Here is a 23,740-nt window from a genome sequence, read left to right as displayed (position 1 = left end):
GCTAGGCTGGTATCTAATAATAATCTATTGATTAAGTGGAATGTTTATTTTCCAGGCTGATGAATAGGCATCCGAATGCGCACTAAGGTTCCCCGGCCAGCCTGGGTTTCAATATCGAAGTTCGCCATTAACAACTCGCAGAGCCGTTTAACAATCTGCAAACCAATCCCTTCGCCTTGGGCAGCTCCAGTCGTTTGCCCGGCTACTATTTGCTCTTCAGATAGCTCATGATCAGACGAAGGTAAAACTGAAACGGGTTGAGACTCCCCAGGTCCCATACTACTTGTAGAATCTATCGTTGGCCTGAGTTGCTTAGCCAACAAACTCGTTAAATTGCTCTGTAAACCTGGTCCTGAATCCTGAATGCTAAACATCCAGCGCATATCGGCCTCCTTTGACCAGGAAACTGATATAAAGCCAGCAGGTGTATACTGAATCGCATTAAGCAGTAAATTCTGCACAATCCGTTGAATTTTAACTGGATCGCTTTCAACCAGTAACGAATCGGGTCCATCTGCCCGGAGTATTAATCCTCGTTTTGTAGCCATTGGCTGAGCTCCAGCCACCAGTTCATTGAGCAGTTGAGCGGCATCAAACGACTGAATCTGTAAGGATTCTTCACCAGCCTCCAATCTGGAAAGATCCATCAGGCTTCCTAACATCGACTGCACATGGGTCAGGTTCCGGTTTAACATATCCAGAAACTGGCCCCGCTCCTGCTCAGTGAGTCCCTCCATTTTCAATAGGGAAGCAGCACTGTTTATGATCCCAAAACTACTTTTGAGATCATGCGAAGATGTCCGCAGCAGATCACCCCGCTGACGGGATAATTCCTGAATTTGTTCAAAGGCCTGTTGCAGTGTCGAAAATCGGTTGGCAGCCTCCAGTCGTTGAAACTCATCATACTTCTGTACGCTGCCATCGATCGTTTCAGTCATGAGCTGAACTAATTTTTGCTGCGCCTGTAAGAGCAGCCGGGCATCCGTTTGCGGAAAGAGCTCCTGAAAAGCTATAACTTCACTTAAGAGGATTTGCGTCAAATGACTTAACTCCCGCATTGTCTCCGGTAATGCATAGGCTTTTTGCCAGCGGTGCAAGCCGTGCGAAGTGGCCGTTATAGTCGGATCAGCTTCCTGAGGTATATTCAGTAATCGCTGTTCCAGAATATTGAAGATGATGGGTATTAAGTTGTTAAACTCTTCGCGGCTTAGCGATGAAATCCGTTGCAGCGATGGGTCATGTTCACAGGCCTGCCGCCAATTGTTCAGGATGGCTTCTCGTCGGGTAAACAAATAAGACACAAGCTCAGTCAGAGGTTGCCGGGTATCTGAAGAAATTACCATAGATAGAATCGAAAAAGGCCAACATATAGCATAGTTAGAGATTCGGCATTGGCTGTCAATTCTTATGTATTGAAACGCATCGCTCAGAGTCAATAACAGCTCATTAAGAAACTACCGAAATCGAAAAACAGCTAAAAAATAGTCGATGACTATTTACAAACAGTAGTGGCCTGTCGGAGGTTTTCATTTTTTATCCTGAACCTATGGAAACCAAGCCTCCTAATACCAGCTTTTCGGCCAGCCGTCCGGAAACTGCCCCTGTTGCCGAACCGATCAATGAACTTCCCAGAGCCGTTCTTCGGCCCAATACTTATCTACTGCTTGACGGCGAGTGGCGCTTTATGCTCGATCCGGACGACAAAGGATTAGATCAGCGGTGGTACGTAGGCCATTCTTTCGACGGAACTGCCCATTGGCCCGGCTCTATCGAATCGCACATGGCGCAGGCCAAAGGCCAGGCAGCGTCTGTTGGCTGGCAGGATAAAGTAGTGGCCTGGTACGAACGGGAATTTGAGCTTCCCCATCGGAGTGAACCACTCTTTCGGTCGATGATTCAACTTACTTTTGGAGCCTGTGGTTACGAAACCCGTGCCTGGCTCAACGGGCATCCACTCCATACAATTGAGGACGAAGAGATTCACCTGGGCGAGTATACGTCGTTCTCTTACGAGCTACCGGAGGAGTATCTACGTCCGCAGAACCGGCTTACCGTCCGCATTGTGGATACCATGGATGCTGAAATTCCACGAGGCAAACAGGAGTCGCACGTTTATAAACGGGGAGGTATCTGGTATCAGACGTATTCGGGGGCCGTTCGGAGCGTTTGGCTCGAAACCGTGGAGCGGAATCGGCTGCGTTCACGCGTGGGCGTTGTCAGTGTGGTCGAAGATCAACTGGTTCGCTTTAGTGTAACGACCCGCATCCACGATCCCGGCGATTATCTATTGCGGTTAAAAGCCTACGACCTCCACGAAACTGAGCCTATTGCCACTTCTGATTTCCCGCTGCGATTGGAGGCCGGTCAAAAGCAACAGCGGGTTGTACTCGAATTACCCGGTGCCAGTTTGTGGTCGCCCGAATCGCCAACGCGCTACAAACTCATTGCTCAGCTTATTGACTCCGATGGCTACGTTGCTCAAATTGAAACCCGTTTTGGCCTCCGAAAAATCGAAGCCAGGGGACGATTCATCTACCTGAATAACGCACCTGTTTACCTCGACGGTATTCTGTATCAGCCCGGAACGGCAACTTATGAAGAGATGCAACGGCATATGCTGGCGATGAAAGAGTTGGGCTGCAATCTGGTTCGTGTTCACATTGCCGGTGTCGATCCCCGCATTTATAATCTGGCCGATAAACTCGGGCTTATGCTCTGGGTGGAAGTCCCCAGTCCGCATAGCTCAACACCCAAGAGCCGCCAGAATCACCGGGCCGAACTGTTGCGGATGGTATCACTCATCAGTACACATCCGTCCGTAGTGATCTGGAGCCTGTACAATGAAGACTGGGGAGCGCAGGATATTGCGACAAATCCGGAGACGAGGCAGTACATTATGGATATGTACCATTATATGCAGATTGCGTATCCGCAATATCTGGTTGTCGATAACGATGGCTGGCGGCATATTTCATGGGAAGGTCGTCTGAAATCGGATCTGCTAACGGCACATCTCTACACGCCAGACCTAAATCGATGGAAGGAACTACTCGCCCAATTAACAGCCGGGGAACTCGATCACGTAACAGCTTTCCCACTGGTAGTTGGCGATCCGTTTTTCTACCGTCGGCAAATTCCCTTAGTCGTTAGCGAATGGGGTGGTTTCGGTTTTGCCAACTATGGAGGCCCTGAAGAATCCGAAGGCCGGGCCGAACGCATCCGGCTCTTCAAACATGAACTACGACAGTATTCAATTGCCGGAGATATTTACACGCAAGCTACCAACATTGAAGACGAACGTAACGGGTTAATTGATCCACAAACAGGCGAACTAACCGTACCTTCCGGTTTGCTCAACTCGCGGGTGAGTTGAGCAAACCGGAGGAATAAATGGCTCACAGATTAGGCTTTTTCCAGTTTTACTACGGCCAGTGGTAAAACTGGAAAAAGCGCTCTCACCGCAATGTCTTTTGCGCCCTCACCTCTAGCTTTAATTAGTCGGTGATTCCAGCGGACAGGTGCGTCATCAGGCAGAATTAGCCGAGTGTCTTTCCAATCGAGGGAAACGATATCCGTTTGCTGGTCACTACATACCGAAGCCAGATCTAATGGAACGGCCACAACGTACCACATCTGTTCGTGCTGTCGGGCAAAGGCTAACACATGTTGTTTGTAAGCACCTTCTGCCAACAACGGTATATAACGTCCATTGGCGAAGAGTTCAGAGTGACGGTTACGTTCGGTTAAAAGGATGTGTAACAGCCAGAGCTTAATACGGGCATCATAGCGATTCTGCCATAACTCTGGCCACAGATCATCCGAACCGCTGGCAACCAATTCGCCCAGTCTTTGCTGACGTTGCTTATAGTCTACCGGTCGACGGTTATCGGGATCGACTAAGCTTAAATCCCAAAATTCGCTTCCCTGATAGACATCCGGCAGGCCAGGGCAGGTGCATTTCAACACCACCTGCGCCAATGAATTGATAATCCCAAAATCGGCTATGCGCTGGTGAAATGTTGCAAACCGCTTCCAGAAAGGGCGTTTCTGATCCAGTAAGTTTATAGCAAAAGCTTTCGTCGTCTCTTCGTAGACTTCGTTCGGCTTAGTATGCGATGAGTAGCGTTTGGCTTCCCGCAAGGCTTTCTGCAAATACGCAGTCAGGCGATCCGCAAAATCAGCGTCTTCCTGGTCCGGTGAATCCATACCCGGCATTGGGTAAGCGCCAATCAGGGTTTGATAAATAAAGTACTCATCATTTCGGTCGGGCGCTTCGTTTGTCTGGTTGAGTTGCTGCCATATCCGTACTTCCTCAACCCACTCATCGGCCAGATCGGTCAGGACATTTAGCCGACTGCGTACATCTTCGCCCCGTTTTGTGTCGTGTGTTGATGTTGCGTTGAGTGCCAGAGGCCAGTTAGCTTCACGATCCATCATCTTCTGATGAAACTCGTCTGTCGTCAGTCCAAAGTATTCAGGTGAGTCGCCTACTTCGTCGTGTCCAATAAAGCGGTTGTAGGTGTACATGAGTGTATCTTCAACACCCTTAGCCATGAGTGGACCAGTAAACTGCATGCACCGTTGATAAAATCGCAAAGCCCGGTCGTTATCGTTTTGGCTCCCAGCTAACGGACTGGTCAACAGCACATCTTCGAGTAAATCAAGAGCTTCTGTGAGTTCCGGGTTGCTAATTTGTATCTGATCTAAAATTTCCTGTATCGCTTCAGCTTCCCGTTCATTTAAGGGCACGTGATTCCCATAAAAGCGGTAAACGGGACATTGAATCAGGAATTCACCGATGGCGGTTTTGAGCGTTTCGGGTTGTACCGTTTCTAATCGACCAGCCTCAATCAGATTTAAATCCAGCAGGAGTTGATGAAGGTTATCCAGTTCCCCACCCATGTGTTCGTACAGAATAATTGCTTTTTTATCGCGCAATTCCCCGTGAACAGTTGTCTTTTCGCCCAGCAGCTCATGATAAAACCGGGTGAACACTTTTTGACTACGGGTTTGGGTAAGAAGATTATTGAGAAGGGACAGATACTGATAGCCTGTAGCTCCCTGAATTGGCCAATACGGAGGCAATTCTTCGCCCTGTTCCAGAATTTTCTCAACAATAATATAGGCCGCTGGCCCAGCCAGTTCCCGAAGGCGGTCTAAATAGTCAGTAGGATTATACAAGCCATCAACATGATCGACGCGCAGTCCCTGAAACACGCCTGCCTCTAGCAGCTTTTTCGTATACCGATGAACCTGCTCAAAAACAACCGGGTCCTGACTATTCAGGCAAATCAGGTTATTGACCGTAAAAAAGCGTCGGTAGTTGATCTGATAATCGGTTTCACTATAGTAGCACAGTCGATACGCCTGTTGGTCAGCAATCTGTTGACGAAGTGTTGGGCTCGCATTCACCGCTTTCAGGCAGGATTTCAGGTAGGTATCAGTGGCCAAATTCTGTAATAAATGGGCAAGTTTGTCCTGTAGTTCAGTGCAACAGGTTGTATAATTCTTCGCATCAGCAGTCGTTTCAAGTTCGTCCAGTTGCCTGATTAATGCTTGAATTGATTCAGGCATCTTCGCTTTATCAGTCTGCAAAACAGTCGCATACGAACGCAGGTGCAGCGGGTAAGCCGACTCCTGATTGACCAGGACAAAGCGCTTGTTTTGGTAGGCTACTGTTAGTTCTCCCTGGGCTATAACCTCCGGCAAACTATCTCCAAGGAAAGGCACCATCAGGCGGCCCTGATAAACGGGACTTGTCCAATCGATATCAAAAAATGGGGCATATAAAGACCGCTGCCCTTTTTCCAGGACGTCCATCAACCACGCATTATCGGGGTGGAATGCCATATGGTTGGGCACAATATCCTGAAGCCAGTTGATCCCTCGTTTTGTCAGTTGTCGGCTAATGGTTTGCAGCTGTTCTTCAGTACCGATTTCAGGATTAATTCGGTGCAGATTTACCGTATCGTAGCCATGTATGCTACCCGGAACAGCCTCAAAAATAGGCGACGCGTACACCGTTTTAATCCCCAGCTTATCCAAATACGGGATAAGGTGTTCAAAATCAAGAAAGGTAAAGTTTTTATGAAATTGGATTCGGTAGGTTGATATGGGATTGTTCATGACTTTACGCATAGATACTGATTGACTCAGTAGGTACCGAAACAGGCACAGTTGCCTACCATACTAGAATCCTCATCATAGAATCTAAACTTACTTAGTAGCTCTGCCAGAGCCGGGCAAGCTGACAATGTGTAACCAGAATTGACAGATGCGCTCAATCGTATGCCCAAAAAGTGGAGAGCCGATGGGCATCGAAACAACAGAATTAGCCTGCCGCTGATAACCATTGATAACGAGCTGCTCGGTTGGCAAAACCAGCAGCACAACAGGAATTCGACTAAGTTCGCTATCCTCTTTTAGGCGTTGGAGTGTATTAAGTCGTTCTGCGGTTTGCGTTCTGGCGTCTAATAGAATCAATAATGGATATTCATGCTCTGGCAATTGCTTTAAGAGCTCAATCAGGGGGGCACTATTCTGGCCTATATGGATAGGATAAGTGGGCCATTTATCTCTAATAAGCAACTCCGCCTGTGCAGCCTTTTCTTTATCATTGGTGATAAGAAATAGAGAAGTTCCGGCAGAATCATATGCCTGAGCCGTCAACGGCAACTCATAAGGTTCAGGTGAACTGTTTACTTTCTCAACACGGCTACCTCCTGCAGAACGATTCTGCAAGGATTCAACCACCTGAAGCCAGCGCCGACGACTAACGGGAAATACTTCGCCACTGTCCAGATGCACCTTGCCTGCCATTTTTTTGTGCGGAGGCTCGTCCAGGCTTTTTATGTAAGCTGGGTTAATTAGTATCGTTTTATGAACACGAATAAAATCGGGCAATTGACTTTCCAAATAACTGATTGGTTTGGCCAATAACTTCTTTTCCCCATTCCGAAAATAAAGCCAGCAGTAATTATTAGCCCCTGAAAAGTAGGCGATTAACTCCGGTTGCTGGAGAGCTGGTTTAATAACACTCATAGGCTGTGTACCTGGTTAAGAACGCGGTTTCTCGAGATTGTATGGCCCCTTTTGTCTTAAAGAATAAGTGGCCATTGAATTTGCCAATTTCAGGAAGCGTTTACCAGATTGGGGTCGCTGGAGCCCAAAACTTAAACGCTGATCAATTGGTCGTTCTTAACTAATTGATCAGCGTTTAAGTTTTTCTTTTGCCATTTAGCTGCTATGAGTTCTGCGGAGTCGCTAGTTCCGTTTACTGAAAATCCACAGTCATCCGGGCCTGTATAAGCCGGTTCATGGCTTCCCAGGTGCTATCCCAGGAATTCGCCTGTAAAAAATCATCTACAGCCGTCCAGTCGTCGGGCATATTATGATTGAGCGCTTTGTCGATAGCCTGCTCGAAAGCCTCAACTGAATCGGCGATGAGAACCGGTGCCCATCCTCCATAGGTACTGATTACATCCTGAATCGATGTCGACACAACGGGTAAGCCAGCGGCCAGATACTCAGGCGTCTTGGTGGGGCTTATGAACCGGGTAGCGTCGTTAAGCGCAAATGGCATCATAGCTACATCCCATTGGCTAAAGTAACTAGGCAGGTTCGCATAGGATTTCATGCCCAGATAGTGGAGGTTAGGCCCTTTAGGCAAGCTGTCTACTTTAATTTTCACGACGGGGCCTAACAAAACGAATTGCCAGTCGGGCCGCTTTTGAGCCAGCCCTCGCAGCAAATTAATATTCATTCGCTCATCAATCACACCACAAAAACCAATACGGGGCCCAGGAATTCCATGCAGGTCTGCTGGCTCGGGCAACGAGTGGCGCGCGGGCTCAAAATGGTGGTAATCAATGCTACTGGGAAATGCAAAGACACTTGCGTGTCGGGTTTTCTTGGCTTCGTACAAACTCATTCCTCCCGTAAATACGAGATCGGCCCGTTTCAAAAGTTCCTTTTCTCTATCCAGCAAACTCCGGGGTGCTCCTAAGAAAGCAGACAGTTCGTCCATACAGTCATAAACTGTCAAACGGGGCGCAAGATGATCACTGAAGGCGAGTGCCATGGGCGTGTAATACCAGGCAATAAAGTCTTGTATGGCGTGTTGAGCCATAAGCTGATTGATGCTTTCCCGTTGCTGGCGAACGGCATCCTCATAGTTTGTTCCGTGTTTCAGGAATGGGACGACCACCGTTAATGTCTCACTAATAGTGCGAAGTTCCAATCGGTTGTCGTTGCCATAGATAGGCTCTTCGATAAACCAGACCCGCCAGTTTTGGCTGGCCCGGCTAAGCAGATGTTGCGGACGTTGATAAACAAAGTTCCAGCGCAAATGCGAAAAACATAGCAAATCGGTTACTTCACCAGCCGACGTAGCTGGTGATTGTGACTGTTTTACAACTTCAGGGTTAGTTATTTCCTTAGAAACTAAAGGCATTGTTGATGTTGGTTGATATTGAGACATTGGTTGTATAGAAAAGATGTAAAATAGCGCTTTCTGGCTCCTGTTCACATAAACCCAATGCCTTAATTAGAAAAAAATTTTAGGCAGCTATTGGCTATAAACTCAGAACTTGAAGGTGTACAGTTAATACGAACAAGACGGGGTCAACTTTGTTGATTATGTGAGGTTGCGGTACCGCTAACTCTTTTTTATCGCTAACGAACTTGTTGACAGTTCGCCCCTGTAAACAATCCATAGCATTGCCGATTTATAGAGCATGAACTCTATTCACGCTGCTCCCGCTCCTAAGCTACCCCGCACCTTTGTTGATGACCCCTGTGTGTTAAATCCGCTGATTGAGCGGATAGCTAAAGCCGCTCCTGATACAGACCAGGAAGGAGCCTTTCCTGAAGCGGCATTTCGCTGGCTTGCCGAAGCGGGCTTGCTGGCAATCACCCTGCCCGGTCACGACCTTGATTTCGATCTGAGGCAAACGGCTCGTCTCCTGCACCTGCTCAAACGAATTGGTTCGGCAAATCTGGCCGTTGGTCGGGTGTATGAAGGTCATATCAACGCGCTGTATTTAATCCACCTATACGCCACCCCCGAGCAACGTACGCGCTGGTACGCCGACGTAACCCAACACCAGCGATTGTTCAGCGTCTGGAATACGCAGGCAGACAATGGAGTACGAATCGACGAAGCGAATTCCTTTGATAATACCTATTATCTGTCAGGAACAAAGACGTTCTGCTCGGGGGCTGGCTGGATTCAACGGCCTTTGATTACAGGCGAACTACAAGCCACTGACCAACAAGGCAACCAACGAAAAGGCTGGCAAATGGCAATTGTCCCTACTGAACACGTGTCGCCCATTGCTCAGGATGTTCAGTTCTGGCAACCTTTAGGTATGCGGTCCTCGGCCAGTTTTAAACTCGATTTTACGGGCATCGAATTAACGGGTAGTGATCTACTGGGGCAGCCCGGCGACTACTTTCATCAACCGTATTTTAGTGGTGGAGCGATTCGATTTGCGGCCGTACAACTTGGTGGAGCAGAAGCTCTTTACGATGCTACCCGCCAGTTTCTGACTGCGTTGAACCGCACAAACGATCTGCTTCAGCAAACCCGACTCGCTGAAATGGCCTACCTGATTGAATCAGGAAACCATTGGCTTCAAGCTGCTGGCGACAAGACAGATCGCTGGTTGGCAGAAGGGGCCGACTGGACCAAAATTGTAGCTTATGCCAATATGACCCGAACGGCTATTGAAGAAATCTGCTTGCGGATAATGCCGTTGGCCGAGCGTTGTGTAGGTGCCAGAGGGCTGCTCCGTCCCCACCCGTTTGAGCGTATTCATCGCGATCTGACGCATTATCTGCGCCAGCCCGCGCCAGACGCTACCCTGGTGGATATTGGAAACTATGTAGTCACAAAACCGCAATCTGCCGATGAACTCTGGCATTAATCAGGCCCATAAGCTGGATGACTTTGCGGTAGCGCTCACTGACTTACGTACAATTGGCTCGGCTTTGGTGATTGCCCCGCACCCTGACGATGAATCGCTGGGATGCGGAGGCACCATTGCTCAACTGCGGGCACTAGGCTATGCCGTACACGTTGCGTTTGTGAGCGACGGCACCATGTCGCACCCTAACTCAAAAGCTTATCCAGTTGAACGACTGCGCGACTTACGCGAATCGGAAGCTCGTGCCGCCTTGCATGTGCTCGCTGTTGACCCGGACGACTGTACATTTTTGCGGTATCGGGATCGGCAAGTGCCCACGAACGGCGCATCAGGATTTGCCGAGGTGGCTACACGCATGGCCAGGCTAATCGATCAGGTAAAGCCGACGACGGTATTTGTGCCCTGGCGACGTGATCCTCACCCAGATCATCGGGCTTCCTGGCAAATTGTACAGGAAGCATTGCGGCAAACCACCATAAAACCCAGAGTATTCGAGTACCTGATCTGGTTATGGGAGTTGGGGAAACAAGCCGATATGCCCAATCCCGATGAGGTGATGATATGGTGCGTTTCGATTGACTCCGTGATGGACCAGCGCAACCGGGCTATTGCTGCCCACCGCTCGCAGGTAACGCATCTGATTGACGACGACCCAACTGCATTTTATCTGTCGCCAGACTTATTAACCCATTTCGAACAACCCCGCGAACTCTTTCTGGAAGCCCGGACAACCTATTAAATCGGACCATGCCAACTCCTTCATTCACGTTAGATCAGGCCTATTTTGATCGTGTTTACCAGGCCAATGCTGATCCCTGGTCGTTTGCCACCAGCGACTATGAACGTCAGAAATATGAGGCAACGCTAGCCGCGTTACCCAATGCACATTACGAAAATGCTTTTGAAATTGGTTGCTCCATTGGGGTACTGACCCGAATGCTGGCGGAACGATGCAGCCGACTCCTGGCCGTTGACGCCAGTGAGTTACCTCTAAAAATGGCTCGTGAACGATTGGCTCCGTATCCTGATGTGACGATCCGACAGATGAAAATACCCGACGAATTCCCTGACACATTATTCGATCTGATCCTGTTGTCTGAAGTTGGGTATTATCTGTCCATACCTGATTTAACGCACGCCCGGCAGCTACTGATTGACCATCTCAGCCCCAACGGCCATTTGCTATTGGTTCACTGGACGCCGTTCGTGCATGACTATCCTCTGACTGGCGATCAGGTGCATGACTTTTTTCTAGAAACAGCCCAACCCAGCGGGCCATTAATACATCTGACTAACCAACGGCAATCGACTTATCGGCTGGATTTATTTCAGAAGAATGAAAAATAAAACAGGACTTTCGCAGAAAGCCGTGCCACGGTTTAATTGAGCGCAATGAGTAACCGTGGCACGGCTTTCTGCGAAAGTCCTGTTTTATTTAATTCCATAAAATCGCTGCATGCTCTTCTTTATCATTCGTGCCATAATCTCGGGTCAATCATCAACGCTTTTTCTTCAATTATACGGATATGTTGATAATCAGGGTGAGCGGGATGAAGAAGATAATTTACACCATCAGGCATAACTGAAGAAGGAACACCCAAGACTAATACAGTGGGCTTTTTTAACCAATCCCCCAGAATTGTCTGACTTCTACTGTATGTGTTTTCATTCCAATAGGCTGGTAACTCATCAACCCTTAAACTACGCAGGCTTTCGTCAGGAATTTCTAACGTGAACAGCCGATACGTTGGCAATGCGCTGTAAGGTACCTGAGGCATATGAACCAGAATTTCTACTAAAGCTAAGGCAGGATGCTCAGCTGTATAGAGGATACCTACACCAGGCGGATTCCAACGTCCTCCATTCAGCCATGTACCTGTCACGTCCAGAGGAGTCTCTGCATACTTCTGACGGACAACTCGATAAACTACTGCCATGCCTCAACCGAAGATCCCGTGATCAATTCGGCCCAATACCCGATCAACCAATGTATAGCCAGTGACTGTATCTAAGGTTTGTAGAGGGGTTTGAAAGTCCAACTCTCTGAGCGAAGAACGTAGCCATCCCATTACGATTGTAGCTCGCCCCTCAAAGGTATCCAGTGCATGTTGAAGTAAATTTTCCAGAAGAAGCAATCGTTCAGAAGCATCCTGACTCATTCGTTGATCAATTTTCAGCCGATGTAAATAAGAGGGCGAGATTCCCAGAGCCGCAGCCATCTCTTTATCGGTTAAGCCAACCAGTTTAGCAACCCGGTCAACTTCAGTTCGCAGCAAGCCTTGTCGGCTGCGCATAATTATTTCCTGTTCGGTAAGCAACCGAACCGACATGAATCGGCTTTGTTGAGGGGTGGGCAAAGTGGCTGCCATAGTAGTGAACTTTTACACTAAGGTAGCTACACAACGTCACTTTTCCAATAATCAATCCAATACAGAACTATGTATCTACTACCATACAATTGCTCTCCCTTGTAAAACCCTACAATTGTCCGCTGGTACGCAGAAACTGACGCAGTCCATCAATAGCGGTTGTGATCGGGACTAGTGGCCATAATGAAGCCCATTTGCCAGTTGTTAGCTGCTCTTCTACTCGTTCCCAAAGTTGACCAAAATAACAGCTTTGTGCTACCTGGCAATGAAGCCAATCCGTGTCAATCAATAGATTAGTCGAGATTTTCTGTAGTTCAGCGATGGGTAATTCAGTAGCGCGATTTTGCCAGAGTATCCGCAGGCGGTGGCGATTCCGAAGTCGCTGGATAACCGCTTCAGCGGCTTCGACTACCTGGCATTTACGAGCCTGATTTAGGGCATCCCAATAGCGCAATTGTTCCGAAAAACCCACCTCAACCCGTCCCAGCATTCGGGTTGAGGTAGTAGCACGTACTGCTGGACTCTTGCGAATTCGGGTATCTGTTCGGACCAACGCTTTATAAAGAGCTTCATCTTCCAGAAATGCTACTTTGGGTAGACCGCCAACGCGTTGATAAGCCGCGCAAGTCAAGGCAATGCTGGCCCCAAAATGCTGAAAGTGGCGCGGCCAGGGGTCAGCAGGCGACGGATCGAGGTAGGCTTCGAGTTGCGCGATCAGCATGCGGTACGTCACGTCGCGAAGATGGTTGCGTCGCACGGAGTTGTTATTTGGTCGGGTTAAAATCCGGCCACCAACCGCTTCGCAGCCCTTATCAATTTCTGCTCGTATGTGAGCGATCCAGTACATGTCAACCTGTGTATCGCCATCTGTCGACGCAATAATTCCCTGAGGATTTCCAACAGATACTAACCGTTTACAGGCTTCATCCATAAGCAGCCGTCGGGCCGTGCCAACATTGGCTTTTTCGGAGGACAGTTGAACGGTTGCTATACGAAGCGGGAAAGCTGGATACCGCTGCTGGTAGCGTTGAGCAATAGTTGCCGAGCAATCTGTACAGTTATTGAGGAGGAGAAGCACTTCATATTCCCGTGTGGACATTGGTCTACCATCGCTTTGCCGTTGAGTACGGAGTGCATCCAATGCATACTCCAGATAATCAGCTTCATTTCGGACAGGAATAACTACCGAAATACGCAAGTGAGAATCAGGCGGGTAGGCGCTAAAAAGTGGGAACTGTTGACATAGAGACGTGGATAGTGAGGCAAGCGCAGGCTGCATAGGTACGTTTTCCTGCGTTGATAAAACTATATGATTGGCAACGCAGGTGACCTCATAACCAGAAGTTCGCCCTATTGTTGACAACAGTTCGGCAATGGTCAGCCCCAATAACAAAACCAGTAAACAGCGGTTTACTTACCTTAACTGCCTCATGGCATCTTACTCAACAACGTTATGGAAACCATTGAATTTCGCCCCAAGGCATCGGATATTCCGGGGCAACAGCTCCCCTACCCGGCTCGCCAGTCGGATATGAACCCGTCGCCTGATAGCAATCTATCAAACTACAAACCAGCCGGGAAGCTTACTGACAAAATTGCCATCATTACAGGTGCCGATTCGGGTATTGGTCGGGCTGTTGCCATTGCTTTTGCCATGGAAGGCGCCGATGTTGCCATCGTGTATAATGAAAATACAGATGACGCCATGACAACAAAACACCTGGTAGAAAGCAAAGGTCGTTCCTGTCTGGTAATTCAGGCCGATGTTCGCAGTTCAGCCGCCTGTCTGGATGCCGTTAAGCAAACCGTTGATCGCTATGGCAAACTGAATATTCTCATCAACAACGCGGCCTTTCAGATGGCGCAGGAACGTATTGAAGACCTAACCGAAGAGCAGTTTCGGCGGACGTTCGAGACCAATATTTTTGGCTATTTTTTCATGGTGAAAGCCGCCCTACCGCACCTTCAGGCGGGCGATGCCATCGTGAATACAGGTAGCATCGTCGGTATTGTGGGTAATCCAATTCTTGTCGATTATACCGCTACGAAGGGGGCTATTCATTCGTTTACCAAGTCGCTGGCAATTCAGTTGGGCAAACGAAATATCCGGGTCAACTGTGTGGCTCCCGGCCCTATCTGGACGCCCAACATACCCGGTACTATGCCCGAAGACGAAGTCAAAAACTTTGGTCATGAAGTTGCTCTGGCGCGACCCGGTCAACCCGAAGAGTTAGCTCCGGCCTATGTGTTGCTGGCGTCGAGTGAAGGCAGTTTCATTACGGGCAGTATTGTTGAGGTGACGGGCGGAAAACTAGGGTAATCTTTATGCACGTCTACTATCCCGAAGGCACCGTCCGTGCGCTGCTCGCTACCGATCAGGTTACAGAAGCAACCCGTCAGGTACTACTTGAGCGATTAACAGCACCACCCCAATCTCCAAAATTTTTCTCGGCGACTGAATTTGTCTTGCTACAAACCATCTGTAACCGATTGATTCCGCAGGAGCCTGGTGACGCTCAGATCGACATCGCGGGAGGCATTGACAAACGGCTATCCCAAAACGAATCTGACGGCTGGCGTTACGATGTTATGCCTCCAGATGGTGATACGTACAAATTGGGACTCACAGGTGTCGATGAGACAGCTCAATTGTTATTCAAACAGCCGTTTCAACAACTCTCGGATGATCAGCAGGATGAGGTACTTATGAATATTCAGCGAGCTGTAGCGCCCGGCCAAACCTGGGAACACCTGCCCGCAGGCCGCTTTTTTGAAGAACTACTGGTCGAAGCTACACACATTTATTACAGTCATCCGCTGGCTCAGGAAGTGATTGGCTACGTCGGTATGGCCGATGTGCCGACCTGGCAACGTATCGGGCTGAATGAATTGGAAGGCCGCGAACCTCAAAGCACGGAAGCAGGGGGCTCGGAACTCGGCAAACCCTCCCTGCTCCATGCACCTTGGCTTTTATGAGACACTACTCAACTTCCGAAACCATTGACACTGTTGTGATTGGCACCGGTGCTGGTGGCGCGCCCTTATTGGCACGCCTGGCTGCTGCGGGGTTGAAGGTCGTTGCGCTCGAAGCGGGAAAACACTGGAATCCAGCCACGGACTTTGCGACCGATGAAAAATCGCAGGAGAAATTATTCTGGAATGATGAACGCCTGAGCGCCGGAAATGATCCGCTCCCTTTCGGTAGTAACAACTCCGGCACAGGCGTGGGTGGCTCAACGTTACATTATACGGCCTACACGCCCAGAGCTCAACCAGATGACCTTCGACTCCGCACGGACTTCGGCGTGGGCGAAGACTGGCCCTTCGGATTTGATCAACTAGAGCCTTATTACGACGAAGTTGAGCAGTTTCTAGGGGTTTCCGGTCCAGCGCCCTATCCCTGGGGACCTACTCGTAAACGCGCCTATGCACTAGGACCATTGCCCATAAATGGAGCAGGACAATTGATGGAACGAGGTTGTAAAAAACTCGGGATTAAAACGTCAGCAGCAGCCAACGCGGCTTTGTCGGCAGGGTATTACCAGGAAGGTGTAGGGCATCGGCCGGCCTGCGCTAATCGGGGATTTTGTCAGGCGGGTTGTACCATAGGCGCCAAAGCCAGTATGGACGTAACCTATATTCCCTTGGCTGTGCATCATGGCGCTGAGATCCGACCTGAAAGCTTTGTTACTCAACTGGTTCAGGATGCAGCCGGTCGAATTCGGGAGGTGATCTATATCCGCAATGGGCAGGAAGAACGGCAGCGGTGCCGGTTTGTCTTCCTCTGCGCGGGCACCATTGAAACAGCCCGGCTACTCCTCCTGAATGATCTGGCGAATAGCAGTGGACAAATCGGACGGAATCTGATGGCGCACACAGGGCTACAGATTTGGGGTGAATTTGACGACGATGTTCGCCCTTATAAAGGCATTCCCGGCGCCTTGATTTCAGAAGACACACACCGACCAGAAAAAGCTGACTTCGCTGGGGGTTATCTTCTTCAATCCATCGGTGTGATGCCGCTTACGTATATCTCGCAGATGGCAAGGGCGCGGGGCCTTTGGGGTCAGGAGTTGAAACGGGCCGCGCTGGCTTATAACCATGTAGCAGGCATTAACATTCTGGGTGACTGTTTACCCTACAAACATAATTACCTGGAATTAGCCGACGAGAAAGACGTTCGGGGGCTTCCCAAACCACGTATATATTTCTCAAATGGAGACAACGAAAAACGAATGACTGACCATGCCGACAAAATTATGCGCGCTATCTGGGACGCAGCCGGGGCTAAGAATGTCTGGGCTTTCCCACGAAATGCGCATGTTATTGGCACCTGCCGAATGGGAAACGATCCGACGAAAGCAGTGGTGAATGCCGAAGGGCAGTCGTTTGATATTCCGAATTTGTTTATCAGTGATAATTCAACCTTTCCAAGTGCACTAAGCGTCAATCCTGCCCTGACAATCATGGCGTTATCACTCCGCACCGCTGATCGGTTTTTAATGAGTGAAAGAGTGAAAAAGCGAAAGAGCGGACCGCAACACGAATAAACTGCTCAACCGCTTACGCTACACTCGCTCTTTCACTCTTCCATTCTTTCACTCATTAATATTTATGGGATTTTTAGACAGAATAAAAAAGCAATTTGGCGACGGTAATTACGCTGGCGACGAATTCGGCGGTGCTTCAGGAAACGATGGCAGTGGATTACCGGATGGCAATTCCGGGAATTTCCTGTTCGCTACAGGTATTGAATGCTCGTATCCAACCATTCAGAACGGCAAAGTTCGTCGGGATTTACTTCGGGAATGTGGTCATTACGACTACATGAAAGAAGATCTTGGTTTGGTAAAGGAGATGGGGTTGAACGTACTACGATATGGGCTTCCTTACTATAGCATCCATCAGGGACCGGGAAAATTCGATTGGAGTTTCGCCGACGAAGCCATGGCCGAATTGAAACGACTTAAGATCACACCCATTCTGGACCTGATGCATTTCGGAGTACCCGATTGGATTGGCGACTACCAAAACCCAGACTTACCCGTTCATTTTGCCGAATACGCCGGAGCCGTGGCTGAACGATACCCATGGGTACGCTACTATACGCCCGTCAACGAGATCTACGTGACAGCCCGTCTGAGCGGAAAAGAAGGGGCCTGGAATGAGCAACTCAAAACTGACAAAGGCTTTGTCACGGCTCTCAAACACTGCGTGGCCGCCAGTATCATGGGAAATCATGAGATCGCCAAACGCCGAAATGATTGCGTGATTGTACAAAGCGAAAGTGCCGAATACACACATGAACTTTGTGCAACCCCTTCGCCAGGCGTTGCCCTGGAAAACGAGCTTCGTTTTCTGTCGCTGGATTTACTCTATGCCAATCCACCTTCGGCAACGGTAGCCATGTATATGATGGATAACGGCCTGACGCGTGAAGAGTACAACTGGTTCATGGCAGGAAAACCGCCGGGTTATCAGGTGATGGGCAATGACTATTATGGTCGTAACGAACGAATAAAACTACCCGACGGCTCTATTCAAACATCGATGGATGTCCTGGGCTGGTATGAAATAACCAAAGACTACTATGAGCGGTATCGAATGCCGGTCATGCACACGGAAACCAATGTATTTGAGGCCGATCTGGCGCCAATCTGGCTCATGAAACAATGGGTGAGCATTATGCGGATGCGTCGGGACGGAATACCGGTGCTGGGCTTTACCTGGTATAGTTTGATCGATCAGATGGATTGGGACAGCCAACTAAAGGAAATTAACAACAACGTCAACGCCTGCGGTCTCTATGATCTAAATCGCAAGCCGCGCCCAGTGGCCGAAACGTATAAAACATTACTAAAGGAGTTTGGTCAAATTACGATTGTGCCGCATGCCGAGATGCTTGAGATCACAAATCGCCCGGCGAGATTGAAAGTAGCGACGTAACTAAATTCACCTCACCCCCGGCCCCTCTCCTAAAACAGGAGAGGGGAACAGAACTAGCCTTTTTTCACCCCTCTCCTGTTTTAGGAGAGGGGCTAGGGGTGAGGTTAACTTCATACAGCATGCATTACTCCATCAACAACACTCGACTCAACGTCCTTGAGTTAGGGAACGGTCCGCTCACGCTGGTATTTCTGCATTATTTCGGAGGGTCTGTTTTGGAATGGCAAGCCGTTATGAGTCAGCTCGCAGGTCAATATCGTTGTCTGGCCATTGACCTTCGCGGGCATGGGGATTCCGAAGCGCCAGCAACGGGCTATTCGGTGTATAACATGGCGGATGATGTCCTGGAAGTACTTAAAACAATGGACGTTCAGGATTTCGTTGTGGTTGGTCATTCAATGGGGGGAAAAGTTGCACTGGCGCTGGCCAGTCAGCAACCTGCGGGACTTCAGTCACTGATTTTACTATCACCCTCTCCACCTGTTCCAGAACCCATTTCTGATGCTGACCGAACCGAAATGCTTGACAATCACGGTCAACGGGATGCGGCAGAACAGACGTTTGCCAAAATCACAGCCAGGCCACTTTCCAAAGAAGTAAAAGAACAAATCATTGCTGATAATCTTCGTACGGCTGATGTGGCCTGGAAATCCTGGCTCCTACTGGGTAGTAAAGAAGACATTTCAGGTCAGATGAGCAAAATCGGCAGTCCAGTAGCGATTCTCGTTGGTACTGCCGATAAAGCGATTCTGCCCGATGTTCAATCAACCATGACCTTACCCTATCTAAAAACAGCGACGCTCGATACGGTCGATAACGCGGGTCACTTATTGCCTTGGGAAACGCCTGACGATGTCGTTGCGTTTATACAGCGAAAGATCGCGGGGTAGCCTACTGAACAAATACCTAAGCTTTCGTGGTTAGATAAAGACTATGGCGAAATCTTTATCCAACAATCCATTTCAATCTTTCTGGTGGGCAGGTTATGAATGTACTGATCAGCTCAACTGTTTCGGAAATCGAGTTGATTTATTATCCAAAACAGGTCACCTGCAATTAATAGAGTCAGATTACCAGCAGCTTAGCCCATTCTCTATTCGTACCGTTCGGGAAGGAATCCGGTGGAGTCAGGTTGAAAAAAAAGCGTACCAGTATGACTGGAGCATGGTGGAGCAAATGCTTACTGTTGGGAAACGACAGGGCATTCAGCAGGTCTGGGATCTTTGTCATTTTGGGTATCCCGATGATCTGACGCCCTTACACCCGATGTTCGCCCGCCGATTTGCGGCACTCTGTCGCGCTTTTGTCCGATTTTACCGCGACCGTTACCCCGACGATGTACTCATTGTTACTCCCATCAACGAAGTTAGTTTCATTGCCTGGTTGGGTGGCGATGTCAAAGGTACATCGCCCTATTGCGTCAGGCAGGGATGGGAAGTTAAACTCGGTCTTATGCGGGCCTATATTGAAGGCGTGGCCGCTATGCGTGAGATTGACCCGACCATTCGCATTCTAACGACCGAACCACTGGTTCAGATAGTACCGCCCGTCAACGCCACCGAACGGCAAATTATAGACGCAGCCATTGCCGACGAAAATCAGTTTCAATCCGTCGATATGCTGGCTGGTAAGATCGCTCCTGAATTAGGCGGCTCTCCCAACTACCTCGACATTCTGGGCTTTAATTACTACTATAACAATCAGTGGATTAACAAAACAAGCATATTTCTAGGCTGGAATGACCGGGTTCCTGACCCGCGCTGGGTTCCCCTTCGGCGGTTGCTGATGAAAGCCTGGCACCGTTACAAAAAGCCTATTGCCTTAACCGAAACCAGTCATCCGGGCATTGATCGGCCAGTCTGGGCAGATATGATAGGCCGCGAGTGTAGGGCTGTTCTTGAAGCGGACGTACCACTCTGGGGGGCCTGCATCTATCCAATCATTGATCGGCCCGATTGGGATCATCTTGATCGCTGGCATCATTCGGGGCTTTGGGATGCCGACCTTTCAATGAATCCGCCCGGCCGGGTGCTGAATGAGCGCTATGCCCAGGCGCTCCTAAAGGCGCAAACTGTCGTTACGGATAGCCTGGTCAAACTGCCGATTATTGGTTGATTGGTTGATGGTCAGACATACGCCATTTCTCCAAGAAATGGCGTATGTCTGACCATCAACCAATCAAAACCATCAACTTTCTGCATGTTTCTTCCGCGTAGCAGCCGCTTTTTTTGCTGACTCCGAACGTTCTTCGGCCGAGCGTGAAGCCGAAGCTGCCCCCCCTTTCTGGCCTCCTTTGTGATAAGACTCCTTATTTTCGGCATGGCCGCGGCCTGAACCACTCTTCTTACCACCACCTGATACCTTATTTACCGTTGCCCAGGCTCGGCGCTCGGCTTCTTCCTTAGATACGCCACGGTCTTCATAACTCTCCTCAATATACTCAGCCTGGCGCTGTTGCTTATCGGTATAAGCAGATTTGTCTCCTTGTGGCATTGTTGTAGTTGGTTTAGTTTTAGGCAATAGGAAAGCCCTTGCGGCCACCCTATCAGTCAACTCTAACAAGCTTAAAATGACCAGCTCAACAGGCAAAATTGTGAGGAAGTGGGGCTTCGAGATAGCCCAGATTGCAGGTTATTTGTATACTAAACGCAGCGGGGCGGAGAACACAGAGAGTTGTTGATCTAACTCTGTATTCTCCGCCCCGCTGCGTTTAAACCCTGTTTATTTCAGGAAAATTTCGTCATTATCGGTCACAAACATTCGGGTACTTTCGGTGTAGGTACCGCCTGAGGGTGCTTTATATTTTAGATCGATATAGAACGCCCGATAGCCGGATGCCGGATACATGTCCGTTACCGAAACAGTTGCTTTGTTTTTAATTCCCAGGCTCTTACCTTCCCATTTTTCGTTCTGAAAAATCATATCCGTCGAGTTTGCCGACCAGACCGTAACATCTTCCAATTTGTCAGACGTCGTTTTTACGGTAACGTCTACGCCTTTCTTGGTTGTCGACACGCTCCATTGGCAAGCCGGGTAAGGCAGCTTGGCCAGCGTGTTTCCGAAGAAGGCATTTAGCCCTTCTAACGCCTGTCGTTTATCGCCCAGGTCATGCCCGACGTTGGGCACGTAATGAATGAAATTCTCGCCCGGAATCTGTCCAATGTAATGCTTCACGGCATCGACAGTCCAGTACTCATCATTGGTACCCATAAACAACATTTTGGGCATGGTTAACTTTTTCCGGTACGAATACGGATCAATCATTTCATTGATGGCAGCGCCCTCTTTCGTATGAGCGCTCTGCGGGATACCGATTTTTACATAATCGTCAATCTGTTCGCTATACTTATTCCAGACCTTCATTTGATAGTCCAGATTGACAGGCATGTTCAGAATATCAATAACCATCGGGGCAATGGCAGCGACCCGCTTATCACTCGCCCCTGTCAGCCAGGTGGTCCAACCCCGCTTGGAGGCTCCCGACACCACAAAGCGATTGATGTCTTTATTAACCTTTTCTTTGGCCAATGCCTGCATGGCATCCATCGCCCGAACGGCACTTTTCACCATCGGAAAAAGCAGCGGCCATGAGTAGTCGCCGTCTTTTTTGAACTGATGCAATGTATACGAGATCAGAGCATCTTCGGTGAGGTTATCGTATAAGGGTTGATTGGGCGTTTGCCGAAGCACAGCGACAATGGCCTTGTTTTTCGTCGCCAACGTACTGATTGCCCGGTTAAAGCCATCCTCCCGTTTGTTCCAGTTTGGCTCGCCGTCTTTAACCGAACCGCCGGTAATAAACAACAGCGCACCATCGTACTTGATTTCATTCGGCACCATCACTGTCAGCTGGTGTTTCCAGATATGTTCCCGCCATTTTTGGGAAGTCAGTAGTACCTCATAAGCCGTAATGTCGCCGTATGTATAGGTGTCTTTCACCTCCCATTTAAATGTCTGATCGCCATTGTGCAGATAACTATCCAGCGCTGTTGCTGGCGTTATACCATCTGCCGGATTTGGGGGATTGAACGAAAAAAGCGTACTGACACTGATGAGGCCAAACAGGGCAAGCGTTTTCAAAAAATAGGATTTCATTGGTGTATTGGGGTTAAAGTCTATTTATACCCATCCGCTTTCGGAGACTCTGCAACTAACTTCAGGGCTTCATCCATGTAAATTTCAGCGGTGTTTTCGCCAAGACTCGTGCGGCTAACGTAGTCATAGCGCTTAAAACTGTTGAAATCTACTTTGGTGAGCATGTACCCAAAAGCGTCGTTCGTCAAACCAAACAACAACGGGACTTTGGCGTGCATGTGTCGCTTGATATAATATCCAATATTTGGTAAGGCTTCGCCCGGAATAGTCAGGACCTGCGCGCTACCAATGTTGAGCAGGTTTACCTGTGCTACAACTTTATCGCCAGGCGCTACTTTATAATTCAGCGGTGAGTTCTTAACGATGTATTTCATCACTTCCGACTCAATCGGGAACGTGACATTTTTAGCCGTACAGAAAAGCGTGGGATTCGTTTGCGCTTCGGCAGGACTTACAATGCGCAACGCTTCATCGGCCAGCAACTCCCCGATTCGAATGCATTCTTCCCAGGTATTCGCTTCTTTGGCATTTTCCCGCCGGTTATCAGCCGTTACCATACCGCCTTGAGCTCCATTCATAAACATAGCGATTCCACCCACTTTCGATTCAACTCGATCACAGAGTGGACCACACAAATCAGGGCTAAGAATACCCCGACCTGAGCCAATTACCTCTGGGTGAATAGCGTAGTTAATGAGTGTCACAATGGGTTTGCCTGCATTGGTTCCCGTTGTGGCAATGGCTTGAATAACTCCGCAGCGCGGATCGTATAATTCGGGGGCGTAATAGTTGTAGGCAATTTGCCCTTTGGCGTCACCAACGGCAATTTTCAGAGAAGCCGGAGCCAATTTCGTAACAGCTTCATTGACGGCGTCGGCCATAGCCTGTACGCATTTGTCTAAATAAGGAAGGTCTGCAAATGACTCTCCCTTCTCGTTTGGAAAACCGTAAGCGTCGGGTCCACTATGGGTATGCGTACAACCAATCAGAATATTTTCGGGCGGAATTCCCTTGATGAGCGCCCTAGATTTATTGCCCAGTACCGATGGCCAGCCCAGATTATCGACACTGACGATGGCAATACGGGTTCCTCCTTTTTCAAAGACACTGGCCCTGACAAACAACTCTCCTTTTTTCTCGACCGCTTTTTTAGGTGTACCAATTCCCCCGGAAACTGGTAATAACGGATTAGGCGTAATGAGCCTGACAGCCGCTCCCGCTTTGAAATCCTGTGCTAAAGCAGGTAGGCTCAGCCATAAAACGGCAAGCGTAATAAGGAGTTTTTTCATATTGACAATCTACACAATACGCTAACTGTGTGCTTATTATAAGTTGACCTCTGGCCGAATAAACCCATTTTTGTCTATTCGGCCAGAGGCCGGTTAATAATAGCACAAGGCAAGG

At 49.0% G+C, this 23,740-nt stretch carries 20 protein-coding genes; 10 read left to right on the top strand and 10 right to left on the bottom strand.

Annotation, left to right across the window (positions count from 1 at the left end; translation table 11 throughout):
• Nucleotides 1–44: 44 nt before the first annotated feature.
• On the bottom strand, nucleotides 45–1,343 hold the full coding sequence (locus tag GO755_RS01530; protein WP_157582805.1) for a sensor histidine kinase: 1,299 nt from the start codon (nucleotides 1,341–1,343) through the stop codon (nucleotides 45–47).
• 203 nt (nucleotides 1,344–1,546) lie between these two features.
• On the opposite strand from GO755_RS01530, the gene GO755_RS01525 reads away from it, so the two are divergent.
• Nucleotides 1,547–3,373 carry a glycoside hydrolase family 2 protein gene (locus GO755_RS01525; RefSeq protein ID WP_157582804.1) on the top strand — a complete coding sequence of 609 codons (1,827 nt, stop codon included), beginning with the start codon at nucleotides 1,547–1,549 and terminating at the stop codon, nucleotides 3,371–3,373.
• A gap of 29 nt (nucleotides 3,374–3,402) precedes the next feature.
• Here GO755_RS01525 and treY read toward each other — a convergent pair whose 3' ends face one another.
• From treY to GO755_RS01510, 3 genes are all read right to left on the bottom strand, one after another.
• Nucleotides 3,403–6,126 carry a malto-oligosyltrehalose synthase gene (gene treY / locus GO755_RS01520; protein WP_157582803.1) on the bottom strand — a complete coding sequence of 908 codons (2,724 nt, stop codon included), beginning with the start codon at nucleotides 6,124–6,126 and terminating at the stop codon, nucleotides 3,403–3,405.
• 90 nt (nucleotides 6,127–6,216) lie between these two features.
• Complete coding sequence (locus GO755_RS01515; RefSeq protein ID WP_157582802.1) at nucleotides 6,217–7,041, bottom strand: response regulator transcription factor; 825 nt, start codon at nucleotides 7,039–7,041, stop codon at nucleotides 6,217–6,219.
• A 232-nt stretch (nucleotides 7,042–7,273) separates the two neighbouring features.
• Nucleotides 7,274–8,452, bottom strand: coding sequence for a glycosyltransferase family 1 protein (locus GO755_RS01510; RefSeq protein ID WP_157582801.1), 1,179 nt, complete (start codon nucleotides 8,450–8,452; stop codon nucleotides 7,274–7,276).
• A gap of 283 nt (nucleotides 8,453–8,735) precedes the next feature.
• Between GO755_RS01510 and GO755_RS01505 the strand changes: the two genes are divergently transcribed.
• The 3 genes from GO755_RS01505 to GO755_RS01495 are packed head-to-tail and all read left to right on the top strand — an operon-like array spanning nucleotide 8,736 to nucleotide 11,273.
• Nucleotides 8,736–9,926 carry an acyl-CoA dehydrogenase family protein gene (locus tag GO755_RS01505; protein ID WP_157582800.1) on the top strand — a complete coding sequence of 397 codons (1,191 nt, stop codon included), beginning with the start codon at nucleotides 8,736–8,738 and terminating at the stop codon, nucleotides 9,924–9,926.
• Nucleotides 9,910–10,665 (top strand): PIG-L deacetylase family protein, encoded by a 756-nt coding sequence (locus GO755_RS01500; RefSeq protein ID WP_157582799.1) that lies wholly within the window; start codon nucleotides 9,910–9,912, stop codon nucleotides 10,663–10,665. The genes GO755_RS01505 and GO755_RS01500 overlap by 17 nt, the downstream gene beginning before the upstream one ends.
• 8 nt (nucleotides 10,666–10,673) lie before the next feature.
• Nucleotides 10,674–11,273 (top strand): class I SAM-dependent DNA methyltransferase, encoded by a 600-nt coding sequence (locus GO755_RS01495; protein ID WP_157582798.1) that lies wholly within the window; start codon nucleotides 10,674–10,676, stop codon nucleotides 11,271–11,273.
• 122 nt (nucleotides 11,274–11,395) lie between these two features.
• On the opposite strand, the gene GO755_RS01490 is transcribed toward GO755_RS01495, so the two are convergent.
• The 3 genes from GO755_RS01490 to GO755_RS01480 form a co-directional block, all read right to left on the bottom strand.
• A complete protein-coding gene (locus GO755_RS01490; RefSeq protein WP_157582797.1) occupies nucleotides 11,396–11,863 on the bottom strand; it encodes an RES family NAD+ phosphorylase in 468 nt (155 codons plus the stop codon).
• 3 nt (nucleotides 11,864–11,866) lie between these two features.
• Complete coding sequence (locus GO755_RS01485; protein WP_157582796.1) at nucleotides 11,867–12,295, bottom strand: antitoxin Xre-like helix-turn-helix domain-containing protein; 429 nt, start codon at nucleotides 12,293–12,295, stop codon at nucleotides 11,867–11,869.
• 109 nt (nucleotides 12,296–12,404) lie between these two features.
• Nucleotides 12,405–13,574: a glycosyltransferase family 2 protein gene (locus GO755_RS01480; protein ID WP_157582795.1), complete on the bottom strand. Its 1,170-nt coding sequence runs from the start codon at nucleotides 13,572–13,574 to the stop codon at nucleotides 12,405–12,407.
• 174 nt (nucleotides 13,575–13,748) lie between these two features.
• Here GO755_RS01480 and GO755_RS01475 point away from each other — a divergent pair, with 174 nt between their 5' ends.
• The 6 genes from GO755_RS01475 (at nucleotide 13,749) to GO755_RS01450 (ending at nucleotide 20,356) form a co-directional block, all read left to right on the top strand.
• Nucleotides 13,749–14,615 (top strand): SDR family oxidoreductase, encoded by an 867-nt coding sequence (locus GO755_RS01475; RefSeq protein WP_157582794.1) that lies wholly within the window; start codon nucleotides 13,749–13,751, stop codon nucleotides 14,613–14,615.
• Between the two features lie 5 nt (nucleotides 14,616–14,620).
• Complete coding sequence (locus GO755_RS01470; RefSeq protein WP_157582793.1) at nucleotides 14,621–15,271, top strand: gluconate 2-dehydrogenase subunit 3 family protein; 651 nt, start codon at nucleotides 14,621–14,623, stop codon at nucleotides 15,269–15,271.
• Entirely contained in the window at nucleotides 15,268–16,845 is a 1,578-nt protein-coding gene (locus GO755_RS01465) for a GMC family oxidoreductase (protein ID WP_157582792.1), read from the top strand. The genes GO755_RS01470 and GO755_RS01465 overlap by 4 nt, the downstream gene beginning before the upstream one ends.
• 64 nt (nucleotides 16,846–16,909) lie before the next feature.
• On the top strand, nucleotides 16,910–18,241 hold the full coding sequence (locus GO755_RS01460) for a family 1 glycosylhydrolase (protein WP_157582791.1): 1,332 nt from the start codon (nucleotides 16,910–16,912) through the stop codon (nucleotides 18,239–18,241).
• Nucleotides 18,242–18,360: 119 nt separating this feature from the next.
• Complete coding sequence (locus tag GO755_RS01455) at nucleotides 18,361–19,131, top strand: alpha/beta fold hydrolase (RefSeq protein WP_157582790.1); 771 nt, start codon at nucleotides 18,361–18,363, stop codon at nucleotides 19,129–19,131.
• A 43-nt stretch (nucleotides 19,132–19,174) separates the two neighbouring features.
• Complete coding sequence (locus GO755_RS01450; RefSeq protein WP_157582789.1) at nucleotides 19,175–20,356, top strand: amine oxidase; 1,182 nt, start codon at nucleotides 19,175–19,177, stop codon at nucleotides 20,354–20,356.
• A 72-nt stretch (nucleotides 20,357–20,428) separates the two neighbouring features.
• On the opposite strand, the gene GO755_RS01445 is transcribed toward GO755_RS01450, so the two are convergent.
• The 3 genes from GO755_RS01445 to GO755_RS01435 form a co-directional block, all read right to left on the bottom strand.
• Nucleotides 20,429–20,734, bottom strand: coding sequence for a plasmid stabilization protein (locus tag GO755_RS01445; RefSeq protein ID WP_157582788.1), 306 nt, complete (start codon nucleotides 20,732–20,734; stop codon nucleotides 20,429–20,431).
• A gap of 228 nt (nucleotides 20,735–20,962) precedes the next feature.
• Nucleotides 20,963–22,336: a PhoPQ-activated pathogenicity-related family protein gene (locus GO755_RS01440; RefSeq protein ID WP_157582787.1), complete on the bottom strand. Its 1,374-nt coding sequence runs from the start codon at nucleotides 22,334–22,336 to the stop codon at nucleotides 20,963–20,965.
• A 20-nt stretch (nucleotides 22,337–22,356) separates the two neighbouring features.
• Nucleotides 22,357–23,625 (bottom strand): hypothetical protein, encoded by a 1,269-nt coding sequence (locus GO755_RS01435; RefSeq protein ID WP_157582786.1) that lies wholly within the window; start codon nucleotides 23,623–23,625, stop codon nucleotides 22,357–22,359.
• Nucleotides 23,626–23,740 lie beyond the last annotated feature (115 nt).

This window comes from Spirosoma arboris (assembly GCF_009754945.1).
Taxonomy (GTDB): Bacteria; Bacteroidota; Bacteroidia; order Cytophagales; family Spirosomataceae; genus Spirosoma; species Spirosoma arboris.
Note: the sequence above shows the minus strand (reverse complement) of the source record. Positions and strands in the feature narration are given on the sequence as shown.

What these genes read in the sequence shown, in the direction of transcription:
- GO755_RS01530 (WP_157582805.1), bottom strand. Translation starts at nt 1,343, where the DNA reads ATGGTAATTTCTTCAGATACCCGGCAACCTCTGACTGAGCTTGTGTCT.
- GO755_RS01525 (WP_157582804.1), top strand. Translation starts at nt 1,547, where the DNA reads ATGGAAACCAAGCCTCCTAATACCAGCTTTTCGGCCAGCCGTCCGGAA.
- treY (WP_157582803.1), bottom strand. Translation starts at nt 6,126, where the DNA reads ATGAACAATCCCATATCAACCTACCGAATCCAATTTCATAAAAACTTT.
- GO755_RS01515 (WP_157582802.1), bottom strand. Translation starts at nt 7,041, where the DNA reads ATGAGTGTTATTAAACCAGCTCTCCAGCAACCGGAGTTAATCGCCTAC.
- GO755_RS01510 (WP_157582801.1), bottom strand. Translation starts at nt 8,452, where the DNA reads ATGCCTTTAGTTTCTAAGGAAATAACTAACCCTGAAGTTGTAAAACAG.
- GO755_RS01505 (WP_157582800.1), top strand. Translation starts at nt 8,736, where the DNA reads ATGAACTCTATTCACGCTGCTCCCGCTCCTAAGCTACCCCGCACCTTT.
- GO755_RS01500 (WP_157582799.1), top strand. Translation starts at nt 9,910, where the DNA reads ATGAACTCTGGCATTAATCAGGCCCATAAGCTGGATGACTTTGCGGTA.
- GO755_RS01495 (WP_157582798.1), top strand. Translation starts at nt 10,674, where the DNA reads ATGCCAACTCCTTCATTCACGTTAGATCAGGCCTATTTTGATCGTGTT.
- GO755_RS01490 (WP_157582797.1), bottom strand. Translation starts at nt 11,863, where the DNA reads ATGGCAGTAGTTTATCGAGTTGTCCGTCAGAAGTATGCAGAGACTCCT.
- GO755_RS01485 (WP_157582796.1), bottom strand. Translation starts at nt 12,295, where the DNA reads ATGGCAGCCACTTTGCCCACCCCTCAACAAAGCCGATTCATGTCGGTT.
- GO755_RS01480 (WP_157582795.1), bottom strand. Translation starts at nt 13,574, where the DNA reads ATGCAGCCTGCGCTTGCCTCACTATCCACGTCTCTATGTCAACAGTTC.
- GO755_RS01475 (WP_157582794.1), top strand. Translation starts at nt 13,749, where the DNA reads ATGGAAACCATTGAATTTCGCCCCAAGGCATCGGATATTCCGGGGCAA.
- GO755_RS01470 (WP_157582793.1), top strand. Translation starts at nt 14,621, where the DNA reads ATGCACGTCTACTATCCCGAAGGCACCGTCCGTGCGCTGCTCGCTACC.
- GO755_RS01465 (WP_157582792.1), top strand. Translation starts at nt 15,268, where the DNA reads ATGAGACACTACTCAACTTCCGAAACCATTGACACTGTTGTGATTGGC.
- GO755_RS01460 (WP_157582791.1), top strand. Translation starts at nt 16,910, where the DNA reads ATGGGATTTTTAGACAGAATAAAAAAGCAATTTGGCGACGGTAATTAC.
- GO755_RS01455 (WP_157582790.1), top strand. Translation starts at nt 18,361, where the DNA reads ATGCATTACTCCATCAACAACACTCGACTCAACGTCCTTGAGTTAGGG.
- GO755_RS01450 (WP_157582789.1), top strand. Translation starts at nt 19,175, where the DNA reads ATGGCGAAATCTTTATCCAACAATCCATTTCAATCTTTCTGGTGGGCA.
- GO755_RS01445 (WP_157582788.1), bottom strand. Translation starts at nt 20,734, where the DNA reads ATGCCACAAGGAGACAAATCTGCTTATACCGATAAGCAACAGCGCCAG.
- GO755_RS01440 (WP_157582787.1), bottom strand. Translation starts at nt 22,336, where the DNA reads ATGAAATCCTATTTTTTGAAAACGCTTGCCCTGTTTGGCCTCATCAGT.
- GO755_RS01435 (WP_157582786.1), bottom strand. Translation starts at nt 23,625, where the DNA reads ATGAAAAAACTCCTTATTACGCTTGCCGTTTTATGGCTGAGCCTACCT.